This is a genomic window from Streptomyces sp. CBMA29 (genome assembly GCF_014596445.1).
Lineage (GTDB): Bacteria > Actinomycetota > Actinomycetes > Streptomycetales > Streptomycetaceae > Actinacidiphila.
This window is the reverse complement of record NZ_MECL01000197.1, coordinates 1-20,447: the sequence shown is the minus strand read 5'-3', so window position 1 is coordinate 20,447 and position 20,447 is coordinate 1. Positions and strand designations below refer to the sequence as shown.

Below are 20,447 nucleotides of genomic sequence, written 5' to 3'. Positions count from 1 at the left end.
CCCGGCCTCCGCTTCCGCCCCGCCCCCGCAGCGGCCCGGCCGGGCCCCGCTCGGATCGCCGTACGACGCGCCGCCGGTCACGCCGCAGGCTTCGGCGGGCGGCGGCCAGGGTCAGCCCGGTACGCAGCCCGGCTCCCCGCCCGTCCCCGTCGCGGGCGACGCCTCCGGCTGGACGATGGAGGAGCGGCTGCACAATCAGGTGTGGGGCATGTTCGAGGACCTGGCCCGCACCATCGCCGCCTACCGCAGCGCGGTGGACTTCGCCGAGTCCCGCTTCGAGCAGGAGCTCGACCGGCTGCTCGCCGACCCCGCGACCCGCGGCGGACCGGCCGCCGACGCCGCCCGTGACCAGGCGCAGGCCCGGCAGTTCGCGCTGGTCGACCAGGCCCGCGCCGTACTCGACCGGGACATCGCGCAGCTCGTCGCCGAGGCCGAGGTCGTCGAGCCCGCGCTGCCCGCCGCCTTCGCGGGCTGGGAGAATCCGGTGTGGCACGCCTACCGGGTGCCCGACCAGCCGCCGCTCGCCGTACGGCTCGGCGGCCTCTGTCTGCCCGAGGCGCCCGAACTGCGCATCCCGCTGCTGGCCCGGCTGCCGCTGGACCGCGGTCTGTGGATCGACAGCGAGGAGGACCGCGGGGTCGCCATGGACACCGCCGTGGCGATCGCCGCCCGGCTGCTCGCCTCCTACCCGGTGGGCGGTTTCGTCGTGCACGCCCTCGACCCCGCGGGCTCCGGCTCCGCCGCGCTCGCCCCGCTCACCGCCAGCGGAGCCGTGCTGATGCCGTCGGCCGGCGGCGCGGCCGGGGTCAGCGAGGTGCTGAACCGGCTGACCGAGCGCGTCGACCTGCTCCAGATGGCGCTGCGCGGCGGCGCCGCCGACTCGCTGCCGCCCGGCTTCGACACCGCCGAGCAGCTTCTGATCGTCAACGAGTTCCCGTACGGCTTCGACGACCGGGCGGTCACCCAACTGCGCTATCTCGCCGACGAGGGACCGCGCGCCGGGGTGCACCTGCTGCTGGTCGCCGACCGCGAGGACGCGTCCGCGTACGGACCCGTGCTCGATCCGCTGTGGCGCTCGCTGCTGCGGCTCACCCCGCTGCCCAGCGACCACCTGGCCGACCCGTGGGTGGGGCACGCCTGGACGTTCGAGCCGTCGTTGGTGCCGCCGGGCAGCCAGGTGCTCACACAGGTGCTCAGGGAGATCGCGGCGGCCCGCCCGGCCTACGGCCCCTGACCGGTCGCGCCGCGTCTTGGGCGGGTGCGTTGCCGCCCCACGGCTCTGCACCGGCTTGACGGCTCTGACCTGCACGCTTGTGCGATTCTTTACTAGCTCTTGGGCAATTCGTGTACTGTTCTTGGTGCGGAGCGAAACCTCCCCCTGAACGGACTCAAGTGGTGGGGATCTCCGGCAGCGACGACGCTGACAGTTGCCGTATCGAATTGCCGGAGGACCTGTGGATGTCTCCCTCGCCCTCTGGGCGCTCACCATCGCCGGACTGATCGCCCTGATCGCCGTTGACTTCGTCATCGGCCGCACCCCGCACGACGTCTCCGTCAAGGAGGCAGGGGCCTGGACGATCGTCTGGGTCGTACTCGCCGGGCTCTTCGGGGTCGGCCTGCTCGTCTTCTCCGGCGGCCAGCCGGCGGGCGAGTTCTTCGCCGGCTACATCACCGAGAAGTCGCTGAGCGTCGACAACCTCTTCGTCTTCGTCCTGATCATGTCCAAATTCGCGGTGCCGTCCCAGTACCAGCAGCGCGTCCTGCTGGTGGGCGTGCTGATAGCGCTGGTGCTCCGCGCGGTGTTCATCGCGGGCGGCGCGGCGATCATCGCCAGCTTCTCGTGGGTCTTCTACATCTTCGGCGCCTTCCTCATCTGGACCGCCTGGAAGCTCATCCAGGACGCCCGTTCGGACGACGAGGACGAGGAATTCGAGGAGAACCGGCTGCTCAAGGCGGTCGAGAAACGCGTACCGTCCACCGACAAGTACCACGGCACGCGGCTGTTCATCACGGAGAACGGCAAGCGGCTGATGACGCCGATGCTCGTCGTGATGCTCGCCATCGGCACCACCGACGTGCTCTTCGCGCTCGACTCGATCCCCGCGATCTTCGGCCTCACCCAGGACCCGTACATCGTCTTCACCGCCAACGCCTTCGCCCTGATGGGCCTGCGCCAGCTCTACTTCCTGATCGGCGGCCTGCTCAAGAAGCTGGTCCACCTGTCGTACGGACTGTCGGTGATCCTCGGCTTCATCGGCGTCAAGCTGGTGCTGCACGCGCTGCACGAGTCCGGTGTGCACGTGCCCGAGATCTCCATCCCCGTCTCGCTCGGCGTCATCGTCCTCGTCCTCGCGGTCACCACCGCCACCAGCCTGATCGCCTCCAAGCGGCAGGCGGAGGCCGAGGCCGCCGCCTCCGAGGACGAGGAGCGCCCCGCGACGCCGGTCCGCTGACCGGTCCCTCCGTACTGACCCGTCGTACCGACCCCTTCGCGCGGACCGCTCCGTCACGAGGGCTACCGTGGCCCTCGTAACGGATGGTTGTGCGCGGGGTGTGGGAAGGCGCGGATGGTGGCGAGCGGCATGGTGGTCCTTCCCGAGCTGACCGGCGCGCGGTTCTTCGACGCCTGGCGGCTCGACGCCGTCGCGCTGACCGCCGTCGTCCTGCTGGGTGTCGCGTACGCGCTGGGCGTACGGCGCAAGCGGCGCGCGGGGGAGCGGTGGCCGCTGTGGCGCACCGCCGCGTTCTACGTCCTCGGCCTCGGCACCCTCGTCGTCGCGACGATGTCCTCGCTCGCCGTCTACGACCGGGTGCTGTTCTGGCCCGCCGCCGTGCAGAACATCCTGCTCGACCTCTTCGCACCGCTCGGCCTGGCGCTCGGCGACCCGCTCGCGCTGGCCGCTCCCGACAGCCGACTGCACCGCGCCTTCACCGGTCGTACGGTACGACTGCTGATGTATCCGCTGGTCAGCTCGGTGCTGGTGCTCGCCTCCGAGCTGACGATCTACTTCACGCCGTACTTCTCGACCGCCCTCGGCAACGGGCTCGTGCTCCAGCTCATGCACCTCCAACTGCTGCTCACCGGCTGCCTGTTCGTGCTGCCGATGCTCAGCCGTCAGAACCTGCTGCCGTCCTGGTGCGGCCACCCGGTCAGGGCCGCGCTGGTCTTCTTCGACGGGCTCTTCGACTCCGTGCCCGGCATCGTCGTCATGACCAGCGGCACGCTGGTGGCCGGGCACTGGTACACCGCGCACCCGCGCTCCTGGGGGCCGAGCGTCCAGCACGACCAGATGCTCGGCGGCGGCCTGATGCTCACCCTCGCCGAACTCGTCGCGCTGCCCTTCCTGATCCTGGTCTTCTTCGAGTGGTGGCGGGCCGAGCGGGAGAAGACAGCGGAACTCGACGCGCGGCTGGACCGCGAGGCCGTCGTCGCCATGTCCGGTGCCGGCGCCGGTGCCGCCGCCGGTGCCGGTGCCGGTGCCGCGCCCGCCGCGACGAAGGCCCCCGCTCCTGTGTCCGCTCCCGTTCCGGAGCTGACCCGCCCCTGGTGGGAGACCGATCAGGGCGAGGTCGGCGAGCGCATGCGGCGCGGTCGCTGAGCGGTCCGCGGCGGCCCGGGGTCACAACTGCGTTACGGGCACCACGTCACGAGTCGGCGCGTGTCACGCTCTCCCCCTCATACCTGTCCTGGGGGGACAAATTGCGTCAACGTGCCATGACCGCTGCCTGTTTACTGGCCGTCGCGGGGCTCGCGCTCGCGGGATGCGACGGCGACGGCGGGACCGACGACATATCGGGCGCCGCCGCCTCGGTCTCGGCCACACCCACGGCCGCGCCCACCACCACGGAGGCCGCGCTCACCGGCCAACTGCCCAACCTGACCGGGATGCCGCTGCTCGCCGCGCGCACCATGGCCAACGACGCCGGGTTCACCCAGATCGCCGCGCACGACGCGACAGGGGCCGAGCGCACCCAGGTCTCGGACGGCGACTGGAAGGTGTGCTTCCAGCAGCCAGGCCAGGGTGCCGCGGGTCTGTCCGACCCGGTCGACCTCGCCGTCGTCAAGATCGCCGAGATCTGCCCGGCCGCGGACGGCACTCCGGCGCCGTCACCCACACCCACGGTCACGGTCACCCGCGCCGCGGCGCCGTCGCCGACCGCCACGCACAAGGCGACGCCCAAGCCCCGCCCCACCACCGTCACCCACAAGCCGACCCCGAAGCCCAAGCCGAAACCCAAGCCGAAGCCGACCGTCGGGTACACCGAGCCCCCGGTCAACGACCACGACGGCGCCACCGCCCTCTGCAACGACGGCACCCTGTCCTACTCGCAGCACCACCGGGGCACGTGCTCGCACCACCACGGCGTGGCCGTCTGGTACAAGTAGCCCGCCCGGTCGTACGGCGACCGTACGGACACCCGGGGGAGCGTGCGGCGGGGGCGTGCGGCGGCAAGATCCGCTGCTCGCCCACCCGCCGGGCCGGGCGGTGACCGTGCCGACCGCTACCAGCCGCGCTCGCGCCATTCCTTGAGGTGGGGCCGCTCGGCGCCGAGGGTCGTGTCGTTGCCGTGGCCGGGGTAGACCCAGGTCTCGTCCGGGAGCACGTCGAAGAGCTTGGCCGTGACGTCGTCGAGGAGCGAGGTGAAGGCGGCCGGGTCGTCGTGCGTGTTGCCGACACCGCCCGGGAAGAGGCAGTCTCCGGTGAAGACGTGCGGGGCGCCGTGCGGGTCGTCGTAGACGAGGGCGACGCTGCCCGGGGTGTGGCCGACCAGGTGCCGGGCGGTGAGACTGACGCGGCCGAAGGTCACGGTGTCGCCGTCGTCCAGCGCCACATCGGTGGGGACCGGAATGCCCACCGTGTCCTCGCGGCCCGCGTAGGTACGCGCGCCGGTCGCGTCGACCACCGCGCGCAGCGCCTGCCAGTGGTCGCCGTGCTGGTGGGTGGTCGCGACGGCGCCGAGCCCGTCGGTGCCGACGACCTCCAGCAGCGTCTCCGCGTCGTTGGCCGCGTCGATCAGAAGCTGCTCGTCGGTGGCCCGGCAGCGCAACACGTACGCGTTGTTGTTCATCGGCCCGACCGCGACCTTGGTGATGATCAGGTCTTCCAGTTCATGCACGTCGGGGGTCCCGCCCACCGTTACTTCTCCGCTGTACGCCATGCCGTCAGCCTAGGGCAGGCCCGTCCGTGATCCGCGGGCCCCGCAGGATTCGGGGTGGCTAGAGCGGAGGCAGTACGGGGAGCGGGCCGTCGGGGGCCACGGTCAGGCCCTCGTACGGGCCGCGGCCGGAGAGCCAGGCCAGCAGCGGGCGGGTGGCGGCGCTGACGGTGAGGTCGGGTTCCGCTGCCGCGCCGATGGTCCAGGACGCGCCGGACTCGGTGTCCTCCAGGCGGACCGCGGCGATGCCCTCGTGCCCGGTGAGGCCCTCGGCGAGGGAGGCCAGCTCACGGGCGGCGAAGTCGGCGGGCAGGTCGGCGGCGGTGGTGCCGATGCCGAGGTCGACCAGGTGCAGCCACACCTCGCCCAGCCGCCGCCAGGGGACCTCGGCGGCGGCGATCACCCGGCCGGAGCGCAGGGCCACCTGCGTCGCCCAGCCGGACGGCGGCACCTGCGCGGCGGCCCGCTCGAACCGCTCCGCCGAGGCCCGCAGATCGGCGAGGTGGTCGTCGAGGGGACGGCCCGCGCCCTCCTCGATGGCCAGGTCGCGGGATGTCGCGTCCGCGTACATCGGGGTCTCCTCGCCGGTCCCCGCCCAGATCAGCAGATTGGCCAGGGCGTCGGCATTGCGCGCGACATGGGTGAGCAGATGCCCGCGGCTCCAGCCGGGCAGCAGCGAGGGCTCGGCGACGCCGGCGGCGGGGAGCGCGGACACCGCGGCGACGAATCGGTCGGTGGCTTCCCGGACGGCAACCGCATCGAGTACGGGATCCGGTCGTTGGACGGTCACGTACCGACGCTAGCGCGTCACCCCGCGCTCGCGCAGGACACACGATCGGGTGAAGTGGGCAGAGCGCGCCCGTAAATCGAATGCACGTGCTATATGGTCGGTGTGTCGCAACTCCTGAGAACGCGGCGAACCGGAAGAAAACCCGAGCGCACCCCGTTTAGGCTGACTGGGGGTGCCGACTCTCCCCCCGTTTCTATGAAAGGTGCGCACTGGCGTGGCCGATCGACTCACCGTCCGTGGCGCTCGCGAGCACAATCTGAAGAACGTGTCGCTCGACCTGCCGCGGGACTCCCTCATCGTGTTCACAGGGCTGTCCGGATCGGGCAAGTCCTCCCTCGCCTTCGACACGATCTTCGCCGAGGGGCAGCGCCGCTACGTCGAGTCGCTCTCCTCCTACGCCCGCCAGTTCCTCGGCCAGATGGACAAGCCCGATGTGGACTTCATCGAGGGCCTGTCCCCGGCGGTCTCCATCGACCAGAAGTCCACCTCGCGCAACCCGCGCTCGACGGTGGGCACCATCACCGAGGTCTACGACTACCTCCGGCTGCTCTTCGCCAGGATCGGCAAGCCGCACTGCCCCGAGTGCGCCCGCCCGATCTCCCGGCAGTCGCCGCAGGCCATCGTCGACCGGGTGCTGGAACTGGAGGAGGGCAGCCGCTTCCAGGTGCTCTCCCCGCTGGTCCGTGAGCGCAAGGGCGAATTCGTCGACCTCTTCGGCGACCTCCAGACCAAGGGCTACAGCCGCGCCCGGGTCGACGGGGCCACGATCCAGCTCACCGACCCGCCCAAGCTGAAGAAGCAGGAGAAGCACACCGTCGAGGTCGTCATCGACCGCCTCACGGTGAAGAACAGCGCCAAGCGCCGCCTCACGGACTCCGTCGAGACCGCGCTCGGCCTGTCCGGCGGCATGGTGATCCTGGACTTCGTCGACCTGCCCGAGGACGACCCGCAGCGCGAGCGGATGTTCTCCGAGCACCTGTACTGCCCGTACGACGACCTGTCCTTCGAGGAGCTGGAGCCGCGCTCCTTCTCCTTCAACTCGCCCTTCGGCGCCTGCCCCGACTGCACCGGCATCGGCTCCCGCATGGAGGTCGACCCGGAGCTGATCGTCCCGGACGAGGAGAAGTCCCTGGCCGAGGGCGCCATCGCACCCTGGACCGGCGGCATGTCCAAGGGCTACTTCGAGCGGCTGGTCGAAGGTCTCGCGGGGGAGCTGGGCTTCCGGACCGACATCCCCTGGGCCGGGCTGCCCGCCCGCGCGAAGAAGGCGCTGCTCTACGGCCACAAGGCCGAGGTCAGGGTCGCGTACAAGAACAGGTACGGCCGCGAGCGCGCGTACAACGCGCATTTCGAGGGCGCCATCCCGTTCGTGAAGCGGCGGCACCAGGACTCCGAGAGCGACTCCAGCCGGGAGCGCTTCGAGGGGTACATGCGCGAGGTGCCCTGCCCCACCTGCCACGGCAGCAGGCTCAAGCCGATCGTGCTGGCCGTCACCGTCCAGGACCGCTCCATCGCGGACGTCTCCGCCATGTCGATCAGCGACTGCGCCGAGTTCCTCGGCGGGATGAAGCTGGACGCCCGCGACAAGAAGATCGCCGAGCGGGTGCTCAAGGAGGTCAACGAGCGGCTGAGGTTCCTGGTCGACGTCGGCCTGGACTACCTCTCGCTCAACCGCGCCGCGGGCACCCTGTCCGGCGGCGAGGCCCAGCGCATCCGGCTCGCCACCCAGATCGGCTCGGGCCTGGTCGGCGTGCTCTACGTGCTGGACGAGCCGTCGATCGGCCTGCACCAGCGCGACAACCACCGGCTGATCGAGACCCTGGTACGGCTGCGCGACCTGGGCAACACGCTGATCGTCGTCGAGCACGACGAGGACACCATCAAGACCGCCGACTGGGTGGTCGACATCGGCCCCGGCGCCGGTGAGCACGGCGGCAAGGTGGTGCACTCCGGCTCCCTGAAGGAGCTGCTGGTCAACGAGGAGTCGCTGACCGGTCAGTATCTCTCCGGCAAGCGCGTCATCGTCACCCCCGACGTACGCCGCCCGATCGACCGCAAGCGGCGGCTGACGGTGCACGGCGCCCGCGAGCACAACCTCCAGGACATCGACGCGTCCTTCCCGCTCGGTGTGCTCACCGCCGTCACCGGCGTCTCCGGCTCCGGCAAGTCGACGCTGGTCAACGACATCCTCTACACCCACCTGGCCCGCGAGCTGAACGGGGCGCGCAGCGTCCCCGGCCGGCACACCCGGGTGGACGGCGACGACCTGGTGGACAAGGTCGTGCACGTCGACCAGTCGCCGATCGGCCGCACCCCGCGCTCCAACCCGGCCACGTACACCGGTGTCTTCGACCATGTGCGGCGGCTCTTCGCGGAGACGATGGAGGCGAAGGTCCGCGGCTATCTGCCCGGCCGCTTCTCCTTCAACGTCAAGGGCGGCCGCTGCGAGAACTGCTCGGGCGACGGCACGATCAAGATCGAGATGAACTTCCTGCCGGACGTCTACGTCCCGTGCGAGGTCTGCCACGGCGCCCGCTACAACCGCGAGACGCTGGAAGTGCACTACAAGGGCAAGTCCATCGCCGAGGTGCTGGAGATGCCGATCGAGGAGGCGCTGGACTTCTTCGAGGCGGTCCCCGCCATCGCCCGGCACCTGCGCACGCTCTACGAGGTCGGCCTGGGATACGTACGCCTCGGGCAGTCCGCGCCGACGCTGTCCGGCGGCGAGGCACAGCGTGTGAAGCTCGCCTCCGAACTCCAGAAGCGCTCCACCGGCCGTACGGTCTACGTCCTGGACGAGCCGACCACCGGTCTGCACTTCGAGGACATCAGCAAGCTGATCAAGGTGCTCCAGGGCCTGGTCGACAAGGGCAACACCGTGATCGTCATCGAGCACAATCTCGACGTCATCAAGACCGCTGACTGGGTGGTCGACATGGGCCCCGAGGGCGGCAACGGCGGCGGACTGATCGTCGCCGAGGGCACCCCCGAGCAGATCGCGGCCGTCCCGGCCAGCCACACCGGCAAGTTCCTGCGCGACGTGCTCGGCGCGGAGCGGATCAGCGACGCGTCGGCGCCCGCGCCCAAGAAGCGGGTGCCCGCGCCGAAGAAGGCGCCGGGGACGACGACGGCGGCCAGGAAGAGCACGACGGCCGCCGCGAAGAAGACCCCGGCACCGCGCAAGCGGACGGCGGGCAAGGCGTAGACCAAGCCCTGGGAAGGCCCGGGTCAAGGCGCCGCGCAGCGGCACGGCACAAAGAGAGCGGACAGGTGGGGGACGTAGGGTTACGGGTCGCGAGACCTCCCCACCTCCCCGACCTGGAGCGCACATGAGCACCGAACTGCCCGCCTGCCGCCGTACCGTCCTACGGGGCGCGGCCCTGGCCGGAGCCGCCGGGCTCGGCCTCACCGCGTGCGGCGGCTCGGGCGGCGGTTCGTCCGACGGGCCCGCCAAAGCCGTGGAGTTGGGCGCCGCCAGTGACGTACCGGTCGGCGGCGCCAAGCTCTACCGGAACGACAAGGTGGTCGTGGCGCAGCCGAAGGAGGGCGCCTTCAAGGCGTTCAGCGCGGTCTGCACGCACGCGGGCTGCGTCGTCTCCTCGGTGGACGGCACCACGATCACCTGCGCCTGCCACGGCAGCCAGTTCGACGCGGACACCGGCGCCGTGCTCCAGGGCCCGGCGACCAAGCCGCTGCCCGCCGTGCGGGTCACCGTCGCCGGCGGCAAGCTCACCGCGGGCCCGGCGAGCTGACTCACGGGAGCCGGCACGCGCGAATCGGCGGTCCCGCCGGCCGGCATCCGCACCGGTCGGCACTGCCCGGCCTGGCCCGGGAATGTCGCATCCCGCCAGTAGGGTGGGAGACATGGCGGACCCCAGCAGCTACCGACCGAAGCCGGGCCAGATCCCCGACTCCCCGGGGGTCTACAAGTTCCGGGACGAGCACGGTCGGGTGATCTACGTCGGCAAGGCGAAGAGCCTGCGCCAGCGGCTTTCCTCGTACTTCCAGGACATCACCAACCTCCACCAGCGGACCGCCACGATGGTGACCACCGCGGCGGCCGTCGAGTGGACGGTGGTCTCCACCGAGGTGGAGGCGCTCCAGCTCGAATACTCCTGGATCAAGGAGTTCGACCCGCGGTTCAACGTCAAGTACCGCGACGACAAGAGCTATCCGTCGCTCGCGGTGACGATGAACGAGGAGTTCCCGCGCGTCCAGGTCATGCGCGGTCCCAAGCGCAAGGGCGTGCGCTACTTCGGTCCGTACGCGCACGCCTGGGCGATCCGCGAGACCGTCGACCTGCTGCTGCGGGTCTTCCCGGTCCGCACCTGCTCCGCCGGGGTCTTCAAGCGCTCCGCGCAGATCGGCCGCCCCTGTCTGCTCGGCTACATCGGCAAGTGCTCCGCGCCCTGCGTCGGCCGGATCAGCGCCGACGACCACCGCGAACTGGCCGAGGAATTCTGCGACTTCATGGCCGGACACACCGGCACCTACCTGCGCCGCCTGGAACAGCGCATGAAGGACGCGGCGAGCGAGATGGAGTACGAGCAGGCGGCCCGGCTGCGGGACGACCTGGAGGCGCTGCGCCGCGCCATGGAGAAGAACGCGGTGGTGCTCGCCGACGCCACCGACGCCGACCTGATCGCCGTCGCCGAGGACGAGCTGGAAGCCGCCGTGCAGATCTTCCACGTACGCGGCGGCCGGGTCCGCGGCCAGCGCGGCTGGGTCACCGACAAGGTCGAGGCGGTCGACACCGCGGGCCTGGTCGAGCACGCCCTCCAGCAGCTCTACGGCGACGAGCGCGGTGACGCCGAGCGCTCCGGCGGCAGCGGCGGTGTGCCCAAGGAGGTGCTGGTCCCGGCGCTGCCCGCGCCGTCCGAGCCGGTCGCGCAGTGGCTCAGCGACCGCCGCGGCTCGCACGTCAGCCTGCGCGTGCCGCAGCGCGGCGACAAGAAGGACCTGATGGTCACCGTGCAGCGCAACGCGCAGCAGGCCCTCGCGCTGCACAAGACCAAGCGCGCCTCCGACCTCACCACCCGCTCCCGCGCGCTGGAGGAGATCGCCGCCGCGCTCGATCTCGACACCGCGCCGCTGCGGATCGAGTGCTACGACATCAGCCACCTCCAGGGCGACGACGTGGTCGCGTCCATGGTGGTCTTCGAGGACGGCCTGGCCCGTAAGAGCGAATACCGCCGCTTCCAGATCAAATCGTTCGCCGGGCAGGACGACGTCCGGTCGATGCACGAGGTGATCTCCCGCCGCTTCCGCCGCTATCTGCTGGAGAAGCAGAAGACCGGCGAGTGGGAGGGCGAGTCCGGCGAGGTCCCCGCGCCCCAAGAGGTCCAGGACGCCGACACGCAGGACGCCGAGGTCCATGACACCGAGGTCCGTGACGCCGAGGTCCAGGCGTCCGGCCCCATCGACCCCGACACCGGACGGCCGCGCAAATTCGCGTACCCGCCGCAGCTCGTCGTGGTCGACGGCGGACAGCCGCAGGTGGCCGCCGCCCGGCGCGCGCTGGAGGAGCTGGGCATAGACGACGTCGCCGTGTGCGGCCTCGCCAAGCGCCTGGAAGAGGTCTGGCTGCCCGGCGACGACGACCCGGTGATCCTGCCGCGCTCCAGCGAGGGCCTGTACCTGCTCCAGCGGGTCCGCGACGAGGCGCACCGGTTCGCGATCTCGTACCAGCGCAGCAAGCGCTCCAAGTCGATGAAGGCCGGCGCGCTGGACTCCGTGCCGGGACTCGGCGAGACCCGCAGGCAGGCGCTGCTGAAGCACTTCGGCTCGCTGAAACGGCTCCGGGCGGCGACGATCGAGGAGATCTGCGAGGTCCCGGGGATCGGCCGCCGTACGGCGGAGACGGTCGCGGCGACACTGGCAGCCGCGGCTCCGGCCGCACCCGCGGTGAACACCGCGACAGGAGAGATCATCGAAGAGGCCGACGGGACCCCGCCCGGGGCGGACCCGTCCCACCATCGGGGGATCAGCACATGAGTGAGCAGGACGAACAGGACGGAACGCACGTGACAACCGGCGGAGCGGGGGAGGCCGTGGAGGCCATTCCCGAACTGGTGATCATCTCCGGCATGTCCGGAGCGGGCCGCAGCACCGCGGCCAAGTGTCTGGAGGACCTCGGCTGGTTCGTGGTGGACAATCTGCCGCCCGCGCTGATTCCCACCATGGTGGATCTCGGCGCGCGCTCGCAGGGCAACGTCGCCCGGATCGCCGTGGTCGTGGACGTCCGCGGACGCCGCTTCTTCGACAATCTGCGCGAGTCCCTCGCCGACCTGGCGACCCGCAGCGTCAAGCGCCGGATCATCTATCTGGAAGCCTCCGACGAGGCCCTGGTCCGCCGCTTCGAGTCGGTGCGCCGGCCGCACCCGCTCCAGGGCTCGGGCCGGATCGTGGACGGCATCGAGGCCGAGCGCGACCTGCTGCGCGAGCTGCGCGGCGACGCCGACCTGGTGATCGACACCTCCAGCCTCAACGTGCACGAGCTGCGCGCCAAGCTGGACGCCCAGTTCGCGGGCGAGGAGGAGCCGGAACTGCGCGCCACGGTCATGTCGTTCGGGTTCAAGTACGGCCTGCCCGTCGACGCCGACCTGGTGGTGGACTGCCGCTTCCTGCCCAACCCGCACTGGGTGCCGGAGCTGCGGCCCTTCACCGGGCTCAACGACGAGGTGGCGCAGTATGTGTTCAACCAGCCGGGCGCGAAGGAATTCCTCGACCGCTACGCCGAGTTGCTGCACATCATCGCCGCCGGGTACCGGCGCGAGGGCAAGCGGTACGTGACGATCGCGGTCGGCTGCACGGGCGGCAAGCACCGCAGCGTGGCGATGTCGGAACGGCTGGCCGCACGGCTGGCCGCGGATGGGGTGGAGACCGTGACAGTGCACAGGGACATGGGGCGCGAGTGATCATGACGGGTCGGCGGCGGCGCCGGGGTACGGGCCGCCGCGCCGGGGTGCCGCCCAAGGTGGTCGCCCTCGGCGGGGGGCACGGCCTGGCCGCCTCCCTCGCCGCACTGCGCCGGATCACCGGCGATCTGACCGCGGTGGTCACCGTCGCGGACGACGGCGGCTCCAGCGGCAGACTCCGCGAGGAGATGGGCGTCCTGCCGCCCGGAGACCTCCGCAAGGCGCTCGCCGCGCTCTGCGGGGACGACGAATGGGGGCGCACATGGGCCCGAGTGGTCCAGCACCGCTTCACCAGCGAGGGTGATCTGCACGGGCACGCGGTCGGCAATCTGCTGATCGTCGCGCTGTGGGAACAGCTCAACGACGAGGTCGCCGCCCTGGAGTGGGTCGGGCGTCTGCTGGGCGCTCACGGCAGGGTGCTGCCGATGTCCGCGGTCCCGCTCGACCTGCATGCCATCGTCCGCGGCCACGACCCCGACAAGCCCGACGAGATCAGCACCGTCCGCGGCCAGGCCACGGTCGCCCTCACCCCCGGTGAAGTGCAGGAAGTGCAGGTCGTCCCGGCCGATCCGCCCGCCGTTCCCGAGGCTGTGCAGGCGGTCCTGGACGCGGACTGGGTGGTGCTCGGCCCCGGCTCCTGGTTCTCCTCGGTGATCCCGCATCTGCTCGTCCCCGAGCTCGTCGACGCCCTCATGACGACCAGGGCGCGCCGGGTCCTCACGCTGAACCTCGCGCCGCAACCAGGTGAGACCGACGGATTTTCTCCGCAGCGTCACTTGGAGGTTTTGGCCCGACACGCCCCTAAACTCACCATCGACGTGGTTCTCGCCGACGAGGCCGCCGTACCCGACCGTGACAGCCTCTCCGAGGCCGCACAGCGGTTGGGCGGCACGGTCGAGCTGGCACCGGTCGCCGCCCCCGACGGGCCGCGGCACGAACCGGAGCTGTTGGCCGCCGCGTATGACAGGATTTTTCGTATGCGTGGAAGGATCGGCCCATGGCGATGACGGCAGCGGTGAAGGATGAGATCTCCCGGCTTCCCGTCACCCGGACCTGCTGCCGGAAGGCGGAGGTCTCGTCGATCCTGCGGTTCGCCGGCGGCCTCCACCTGGTGAGCGGCCGGATCGTGATCGAGGCGGAGCTGGACACCGGGATCGCGGCCAGGCGGCTGCGCAAGGACATCCTGGAGATCTTCGGGCACTCCTCCGACCTGGTGGTGATGGCGCCCGGCGGGCTGCGCAGGGGCAGCAGGTACGTGGTGCGCGTGGTGGCGGGCGGCGACCAGCTCGCCCGGCAGACCGGCCTGGTGGACGGCCGCGGCCGTCCGATCCGCGGCCTGCCCCCGCAGGTCGTCTCCGGCGCCACCTGCGACGCGGAGGCCGCCTGGCGCGGTGCCTTCCTCGCGCACGGCTCGCTCACCGAGCCCGGCCGCTCCTCGTCCCTGGAGGTCACCTGCCCGGGACCCGAGGCCGCGCTGGCCCTGGTCGGCGCCGCCCGCCGCCTCCAGATCCCCGCCAAGGCCCGCGAGGTCCGCAATGTGGACCGCGTGGTGGTACGGGACGGCGACGCGATCGGCGCGCTGCTGACCCGGCTCGGCGCCCACGACTCGGTGCTCGCCTGGGAAGAGCGCCGGATGCGCCGCGAGGTCCGGGCCACCGCCAACCGGCTCGCCAACTTCGACGACGCCAACCTGCGCAGGTCGGCCCGCGCTGCCGTCGCCGCCGGAGCCCGTGTGCAACGCGCGCTGGAGATCCTCGGCGACGACGTACCGGAGCACCTCGCCGCGGCCGGGCGCCTGCGCATGGACCACAAGCAGGCGTCCCTGGAGGAGCTGGGCTCCCTCGCCGAGCCGCCGCTGACCAAGGACGCCGTCGCCGGCCGGATCCGCCGCCTGCTGGCCATGGCCGACAAGCGCGCCTCGGACCTCGGCCTGCCCGGCACCGACGCCAACCTCACCGACGAGATGGTCGGCTAGCGCCTCCGGCTGAGGGTGAGCTTTTTCGGGGCGCGGCCCCGGGCGGTTCCCCTGCGGGGGCGGTGCCCGCCGCGCCTCTGAACACTCGCCGCCCCCCGTGGGGCGAGGCGATCCCCTGCGTACCCGGGGCGGTGCCCGATGTCACCTCTCCGGCCCCGGCCGGGTAGGCTCGTCCCTGGTCGGGGACATCCCATATTTCGCAGCCGGAGAGGGCTCCGGCGAATGAGCGAGGAGATCGGTTCGTGACGATCCGGGTAGGCATCAACGGCTTTGGCCGCATCGGTCGTAACTTCTTCCGCGCCGCCTTGGAGCAGGGTGCGGACATCGAGATCGTGGCTGTCAACGACCTGGGTGACACCGCGACGACGGCGCACCTGCTGAAGTACGACACCATCCTGGGCCGCCTCAAGGCCGAGGTCACCCACACCGCCGACTCCATCACCGTCGACGGCAAGACCGTCAAGGTGCTCGCCGAGCGCGACCCCGCCGCCATCGCGTGGGGCGAGCTGGGCGTCGACGTCGTCATCGAGTCGACCGGCATCTTCACCAAGGCCGCCGACGCGGGCAAGCACATCGCGGGCGGTGCCAAGAAGGTCATCATCTCGGCGCCCGCCAGCGACGAGGACATCACGATCGTGATGGGCGTCAACCAGGACAAGTACGAGCCCGCGAACCACCACATCATCTCCAACGCCTCGTGCACCACGAACTGTGTGGCGCCGATGGCGAAGGTGCTGCTGGAGAACTTCGGCATCGTCAAGGGCATGATGACGACGGTCCACGCGTACACCAACGACCAGCGCATCCTGGACTTCCCGCACAAGGACCTGCGCCGCGCCCGCGCCGCCGCGGAGAACATCATCCCGACCACCACGGGTGCCGCGAAGGCCACCGCGCTGGTCATCCCCGAGCTGGCGGGCAAGCTGGACGGCATCGCGATGCGCGTCCCGGTCCCCACCGGCTCGGTCACCGACCTGGTCGTCGACCTCGAGCGCGAGGTCACCAAGGACGAGGTCAACGCCGCCTTCCAGAAGGCGGCCGAGGGCCAGCTCAAGGGCCTGCTGGACTACACCGAGGACGCGATCGTCTCCTCGGACATCGTCAACTGGCCGGCCTCCTGCACCTTCGACTCCTCCCTGACCATGGTCCAGGGCAAGACGGTCAAGGTCATCGGCTGGTACGACAACGAGTGGGGCTACTCCAACCGCCTCGTGGACCTCACGGTCTTCGTCGGCGGCCAGCTCTGACGCCGTAGCGGCCGACGCACAGCGATGTGAGCGACAGGGTCCGGACGGGTGCGACGAAGCGCCGGTCCGGGCCCTGTCCCTTGCCCACTCCGCAGTCCCGTACCCGTCAGCACCCGCAGCCGTACCCGTAGGAGACCGTACAGATGAAGACGATCGACGACCTGATCAGCGAGGGGCGGATCGCCGGAAAGCGGGTATTCGTCCGCGCCGACCTCAACGTCCCGCTCGACGGGAGCACCATCACCGACGACGGCCGCATCCGGGCCGCCGTCCCCACCATCACCAAGCTCGCCGAGGCGGGCGCCAAGGTGATCGTGGCCTCGCACCTCGGCCGCCCCAAGGGCGAGCCCGACCCGGCGTTCTCGCTCGCGCCGGTCGCCGCGCGGCTCGGTGAGCTGCTCGGCAAGAACGTCACCTTCGCCGCCGACACCGTCGGCGACAGCGCCGCGGCCACCGTGGCGGGCCTGGCCGACGGCCAGGTCGCGCTGCTGGAGAACCTGCGCTTCAACGCGGGCGAGACAGCCAAGGACGACGCCGAGCGCGGCGCCTTCGCCGACCGGCTCGCGGAGCTGGCCGACACCTATGTCGGCGACGGCTTCGGAGCGGTGCACCGCAAGCACGCCTCGGTGTACGACCTCCCGGCCCGCCTCCCGCACGCCGCGGGCGGGCTGATCGCCACCGAGGTCGGCGTCCTGAAGAAGCTCACCGAGGACGTCTCGCGCCCCTACGCGGTGGTGCTCGGCGGCTCCAAGGTCTCCGACAAGCTCGGCGTCATCGACCACCTGCTGGACAAGGCCGACCGCATCCTGGTCGGCGGCGGCATGGTCTTCACCTTCCTCAAGGCCCAGGGCCACGAGGTCGGCAAGAGCCTGCTCCAGGAGGACCAGATCCCGGTGGTCAAGGAGTATCTGGCGCGGGCCGAGGCCAAGGGCGTGGAATTCGTCCTGCCGGTCGACGTCGTCGGCGCCACCGAGTTCCCCGACCTCAAGACGAAGGCGCCGTCCTCGCCGGTCAACGCACCCGTGGACGCGATCCCCGCGGACGTGATCGGCCTGGACATCGGCCCGGAGTCCCGCAAGCTCTTCGCCGCCAAGCTCGCGGACGCCGCCACCGTCTTCTGGAACGGCCCGATGGGCGTCTTCGAGCACCCGGACTACGCCGAGGGCACCCGCGCGGTCGCCCAGGCGCTGATCGACTCCGACGCGTTCACCGTGGTCGGCGGCGGCGACTCGGCCGCCGCCGTCCGCATCCTCGGCTTCGACGAGAACGCTTTCGGCCATATTTCCACCGGCGGCGGCGCGAGCCTGGAATACCTCGAGGGCAAGACGCTCCCCGGCCTTGCCGCACTGGAGAAGTGAGCAGATGACCGAGCAGAGCACCCGCACCCCGCTGATGGCGGGCAACTGGAAGATGAACCTCAACCACCTCGAGGCCATCGCGCACGTCCAGAAACTCGCCTTCGCGCTCACCGACAAGGACCACGACGCGGTCGAGGTCGCCGTCCTGGTGCCGTACACCGACCTGCGCTCCGTACAGACGCTGGTCGACGGCGACAAGCTCAAGATCAAGTACGGCGCCCAGGACCTGTCCGCGCAGGACTCCGGCGCGTACACCGGCGAGATCTCCGGATCGATGCTGGCCAAGCTGAAGTGCGCGTACGTGGCGATCGGGCACTCCGAGCGCCGCCAGTACCACGGCGAGGACGAGGCCGTCGTCAACGCCAAGGTGAAGGCCGCCTACAAGAACGGCCTCACCCCGATCCTGTGCGTCGGCGAGGGCCTGGACGTCCGCAAGGCCGGTCAGCAGGTCCCGCACACCCTCGCGCAGCTCGACGGCGCCCTGAAGGACATCCCCGCCGAGCAGGCCGCCACGATCGTGGTGGCGTACGAGCCGGTCTGGGCGATCGGCACCGGCGAGGTGGCCACCCCCGAGGACGCGCAGGAGGTCTGCGGGGCGATCCGCGGGCGGCTGGCCGAGCTGTACGACCAGGAGCTGGCGGACGCCGTGCGCATCCAGTACGGCGGCTCCGTGAAGTCCGGCAACGTCGCCGCGATCATGAAGCAGCCGGACGTGGACGGCGCCCTGGTGGGCGGCGCGGCACTGGACGCCGAGGAGTTCGTCAAGATCGTCCGGTTCCGCGACCAGTGACGGAACCGGGGCCCGCGGCCACGAACAGTGAGCCTGGGCACCGGGCAGTGGGCTGACACGCCCCTCAGGAAGTACCCTGTCGGGGCCGGACCGGCGTGACCGCGCCGTCCGGCCCCGCGCCGTTGTCATGTAGTCGAGAGAGTTGGTCCAGCCGTGGTCATCGGGTTCTCCATCGCCCTCATCATTTTCAGCCTGCTGCTTCTGCTGCTCGTGCTGATGCACAAGGGGAAGGGCGGCGGCCTCTCGGACATGTTCGGCGGCGGTATGCAGTCCTCCGTCGGCGGCTCCTCGGTGGCCGAGCGCAACCTCGACCGGATCACCGTCGTGATCGGTCTGCTGTGGTTCGCCTGCATTGTCACCCTTGGCCTGGTGATGAAGTTCCAGAAGTAGGGCCGACGTTCGACTCCCGCGCATCCAGGGAGAACTGACGCCTCGTCGCCCCCCCGGCTTACTATGGGGAGACGTCCTCGGGGGACAGGTCGAGCGCCTGCCGCTGGACGGCACGTAAGGTCTCCGTAAACTGGCGACCTCGCAGCACCATCACGCAGGGAGTTACGACCGTGGCAAGTGGCAACGCGATCCGTGGAAGTCGGGTCGGAGCGGGGCCGATGGGAGAGGCCGAGCGCGGCGAGTCCGCGCCGCGTCTCCGCATCTCCTTCTGGTGCTCGAACGGGCACGAGACCCAGCCGAGTTTCGCCAGCGACGCGCAGATCCCGGAGACCTGGGACTGCCCACGCTGCGGCTTCCCGGCGGGGCAGGACGAGGAGAATCCGCCGGCGCCGCCGCGTACCGAGCCGTACAAGACCCACCTCGCCTACGTGCGGGAGCGGCGCAGCGCCGCCGACGGCGAGGCGATCCTCGCCGAGGCGCTGGCGAAGCTCCGCGGCGAGATCTAGCGAGATCCAGCGAGACCAGGCAAGTCCCGGACCTCGGTTGCCGGGCGGGCTCAGACCTCTGAGCCCGCCCGGCGACCGAGGGCTTTCTGTTTTCCCGGCTTTCCGGGTTTTCCGGCTTTCTGGGCGTACTCTCCGGCGAGCGCCTCAGCGCCGGCGCGGCCGGGCCGCGTGCGCGTCCGCGATATGGCCCGTCAACGCGATGGAGGCCGTAGCCCGTTCGTAGGTGAGTTGCGCGACGCGGGCGTAGAGGCAGTCCACGATGAGCAGTACGGAGTGACGGGTGCCGAAGTTGCCGCGCCTGAAGCTCGTTTCGCCCGAGGTGGACGTGAGACGTACGTCGGCGGCCTGGGCGATCGGCGAGCGCGGGTCGCCGGTGACGGCCACGGTGACGGCGCCGCGCTCCGCGGCCAGCCGCAGCGGCTCCAGCACCTCCCGGGTGGCGCCCGAGTGCGAGATGGCCACCACCGCGTCGGAGGGCGTCAGCAGGGCCGCGGAGGTCTCCGCCGCGTGCACCTCGGTCCAGGCGTGCGCCGCGCAGCCGATGCCGTACAGCCGGGCCTCGGTCTCCCTGGCCACGATCCCCGAGCCGCCGACCCCGTAGACGTCGATCCTGCGGGCCTTCGCGAGCGTCTGCGCGGCCCGCTCCAGTGCCTCACGGTCCAGCCGGTCGGCGGTCTGCCGCAGCGCCCGCAGATCGGCCTCCGCGACCACCCCGATCACCTGCTCCAGGTCGTCCTCTGGCCCGATCTGCGGCCCGAGCGCCGCCGTACGGGGCTCCGCCTCGCTGCGGCCCTGCTCCTGCGCCAGCTCGATCAGGAGCTGCTGGTACGAGTCCAGGCCGAGCGCCCGGCAGAAGCGGGTGACGGTGGCCTGCGAGGTGCCCGTACGCCGCCCCAGCTCGGCCGCGGAGCCGTGCGTCGCCGCGACCGGGTCGGCCAGTACCAGCTCGCCCACCTTGCGCAGGGAACCGGACATCCGGGGCAGTTCGGAGCGGATCAACGCGGTGATCATGGTGACTCGTCTCGGCTGGACGGCTTGAGGACTTGCCTGCGGGTGAATCTATCAACCACCATTCGTGGCGATGAGTGAAATCTACAGCCGACCGCTTGTGATCGGCATCGACGCGGGCGGCACCAGCAGCCGCGCGTATCTGGCGGAGGCGGCGCCGGAGACGGCCGGGGGGACGGCGGAGGTCGTCGTGCTCGGCAGCGGCACCGGGGGGCCGGGCAACGCGCTGAGCGTCGGCCGCGCCGAACTGACCCGGCACCTGACGGACGCCGTCGCCCAGGCGGTGCCGGCCGGCCTGCGCGGGCGGGT

General features: G+C 71.0%; 18 protein-coding genes and 1 pseudogene. 16 read left to right on the top strand and 3 right to left on the bottom strand.

The features are described 5' to 3' along the window. The 4 genes from BGM09_RS26465 to BGM09_RS38035 form a co-directional block, all read left to right on the top strand. On the top strand, positions 1–1,234 hold a 1,234-nt coding region (locus BGM09_RS26465), incomplete at its 5' end, for a phosphonate metabolism protein (protein ID WP_223187638.1). A gap of 220 nt (positions 1,235–1,454) precedes the next feature. Beyond that, positions 1,455–2,453: a TerC family protein gene (locus BGM09_RS26460; RefSeq protein ID WP_188284213.1), complete on the top strand. Its 999-nt coding sequence runs from the start codon at positions 1,455–1,457 to the stop codon at positions 2,451–2,453. Positions 2,454–2,582: 129 nt separating this feature from the next. Next, positions 2,583–3,599 carry a cytochrome c oxidase assembly protein gene (locus tag BGM09_RS26455; protein WP_188284212.1) on the top strand — a complete coding sequence of 339 codons (1,017 nt, stop codon included), beginning with the start codon at positions 2,583–2,585 and terminating at the stop codon, positions 3,597–3,599. Between the two features lie 116 nt (positions 3,600–3,715). Then, positions 3,716–4,387, top strand: a complete 672-nt coding sequence (locus BGM09_RS38035; RefSeq protein WP_223187636.1) for a DUF3761 domain-containing protein — start codon at positions 3,716–3,718, stop codon at positions 4,385–4,387. A 116-nt stretch (positions 4,388–4,503) separates the two neighbouring features. On the opposite strand, the gene BGM09_RS26445 is transcribed toward BGM09_RS38035, so the two are convergent. Then, positions 4,504–5,160 (bottom strand): MBL fold metallo-hydrolase, encoded by a 657-nt coding sequence (locus BGM09_RS26445; RefSeq protein WP_188284211.1) that lies wholly within the window; start codon positions 5,158–5,160, stop codon positions 4,504–4,506. A 58-nt stretch (positions 5,161–5,218) separates the two neighbouring features. After that, positions 5,219–5,947, bottom strand: coding sequence for a maleylpyruvate isomerase family mycothiol-dependent enzyme (locus BGM09_RS26440; RefSeq protein WP_188284210.1), 729 nt, complete (start codon positions 5,945–5,947; stop codon positions 5,219–5,221). A 214-nt stretch (positions 5,948–6,161) separates the two neighbouring features. Here BGM09_RS26440 and uvrA point away from each other — a divergent pair, with 214 nt between their 5' ends. The 11 genes from uvrA to BGM09_RS26385 all read left to right on the top strand — a co-directional run bounded on the left by uvrA (position 6,162) and on the right by BGM09_RS26385 (position 19,130). Further along, positions 6,162–9,152 (top strand): excinuclease ABC subunit UvrA, encoded by a 2,991-nt coding sequence (gene uvrA / locus BGM09_RS26435; protein ID WP_188284209.1) that lies wholly within the window; start codon positions 6,162–6,164, stop codon positions 9,150–9,152. Positions 9,153–9,276: 124 nt separating this feature from the next. After that, positions 9,277–9,699, top strand: a complete 423-nt coding sequence (locus BGM09_RS26430; RefSeq protein WP_188284208.1) for a Rieske (2Fe-2S) protein — start codon at positions 9,277–9,279, stop codon at positions 9,697–9,699. Positions 9,700–9,811: 112 nt separating this feature from the next. After that, entirely contained in the window at positions 9,812–11,941 is a 2,130-nt protein-coding gene (gene uvrC / locus BGM09_RS26425; protein ID WP_188284207.1) for an excinuclease ABC subunit UvrC, read from the top strand. Beyond that, positions 11,938–12,864, top strand: coding sequence for an RNase adapter RapZ (gene rapZ, locus BGM09_RS26420; RefSeq protein ID WP_188284206.1), 927 nt, complete (start codon positions 11,938–11,940; stop codon positions 12,862–12,864). Before uvrC ends, rapZ begins: the two co-directional genes overlap by 4 nt. A 2-nt stretch (positions 12,865–12,866) precedes the next feature. Then, positions 12,867–13,871, top strand: coding sequence for a uridine diphosphate-N-acetylglucosamine-binding protein YvcK (locus BGM09_RS26415; RefSeq protein ID WP_188284205.1), 1,005 nt, complete (start codon positions 12,867–12,869; stop codon positions 13,869–13,871). Further along, positions 13,862–14,839, top strand: a complete 978-nt coding sequence (whiA, locus tag BGM09_RS26410) for a DNA-binding protein WhiA (protein ID WP_188284204.1) — start codon at positions 13,862–13,864, stop codon at positions 14,837–14,839. Before BGM09_RS26415 ends, whiA begins: the two co-directional genes overlap by 10 nt. 242 nt (positions 14,840–15,081) lie before the next feature. Then, entirely contained in the window at positions 15,082–16,086 is a 1,005-nt protein-coding gene (gene gap, locus BGM09_RS26405; protein WP_188284203.1) for a type I glyceraldehyde-3-phosphate dehydrogenase, read from the top strand. Positions 16,087–16,229: 143 nt separating this feature from the next. Then, on the top strand, positions 16,230–17,444 hold the full coding sequence (locus BGM09_RS26400; protein WP_188284202.1) for a phosphoglycerate kinase: 1,215 nt from the start codon (positions 16,230–16,232) through the stop codon (positions 17,442–17,444). A gap of 4 nt (positions 17,445–17,448) precedes the next feature. Beyond that, the gene (gene tpiA, locus BGM09_RS26395; protein WP_188284201.1) at positions 17,449–18,234 is read left to right on the top strand and encodes a triose-phosphate isomerase; all 786 of its coding nucleotides are present in this window, start codon (positions 17,449–17,451) and stop codon (positions 18,232–18,234) included. Positions 18,235–18,387: 153 nt separating this feature from the next. Further along, entirely contained in the window at positions 18,388–18,624 is a 237-nt protein-coding gene (gene secG, locus BGM09_RS26390; RefSeq protein ID WP_188284200.1) for a preprotein translocase subunit SecG, read from the top strand. A 170-nt stretch (positions 18,625–18,794) separates the two neighbouring features. Beyond that, on the top strand, positions 18,795–19,130 hold the full coding sequence (locus tag BGM09_RS26385) for an RNA polymerase-binding protein RbpA (RefSeq protein WP_073497103.1): 336 nt from the start codon (positions 18,795–18,797) through the stop codon (positions 19,128–19,130). A gap of 144 nt (positions 19,131–19,274) precedes the next feature. On the opposite strand, the gene BGM09_RS26380 is transcribed toward BGM09_RS26385, so the two are convergent. Next, positions 19,275–20,141, bottom strand: a complete 867-nt coding sequence (locus tag BGM09_RS26380; protein WP_188284199.1) for a MurR/RpiR family transcriptional regulator — start codon at positions 20,139–20,141, stop codon at positions 19,275–19,277. A gap of 70 nt (positions 20,142–20,211) precedes the next feature. On the opposite strand from BGM09_RS26380, the pseudogene BGM09_RS26375 reads away from it, so the two are divergent. Continuing rightward, positions 20,212–20,447: pseudogene (locus BGM09_RS26375) on the top strand (hypothetical protein); the annotation flags it as partial.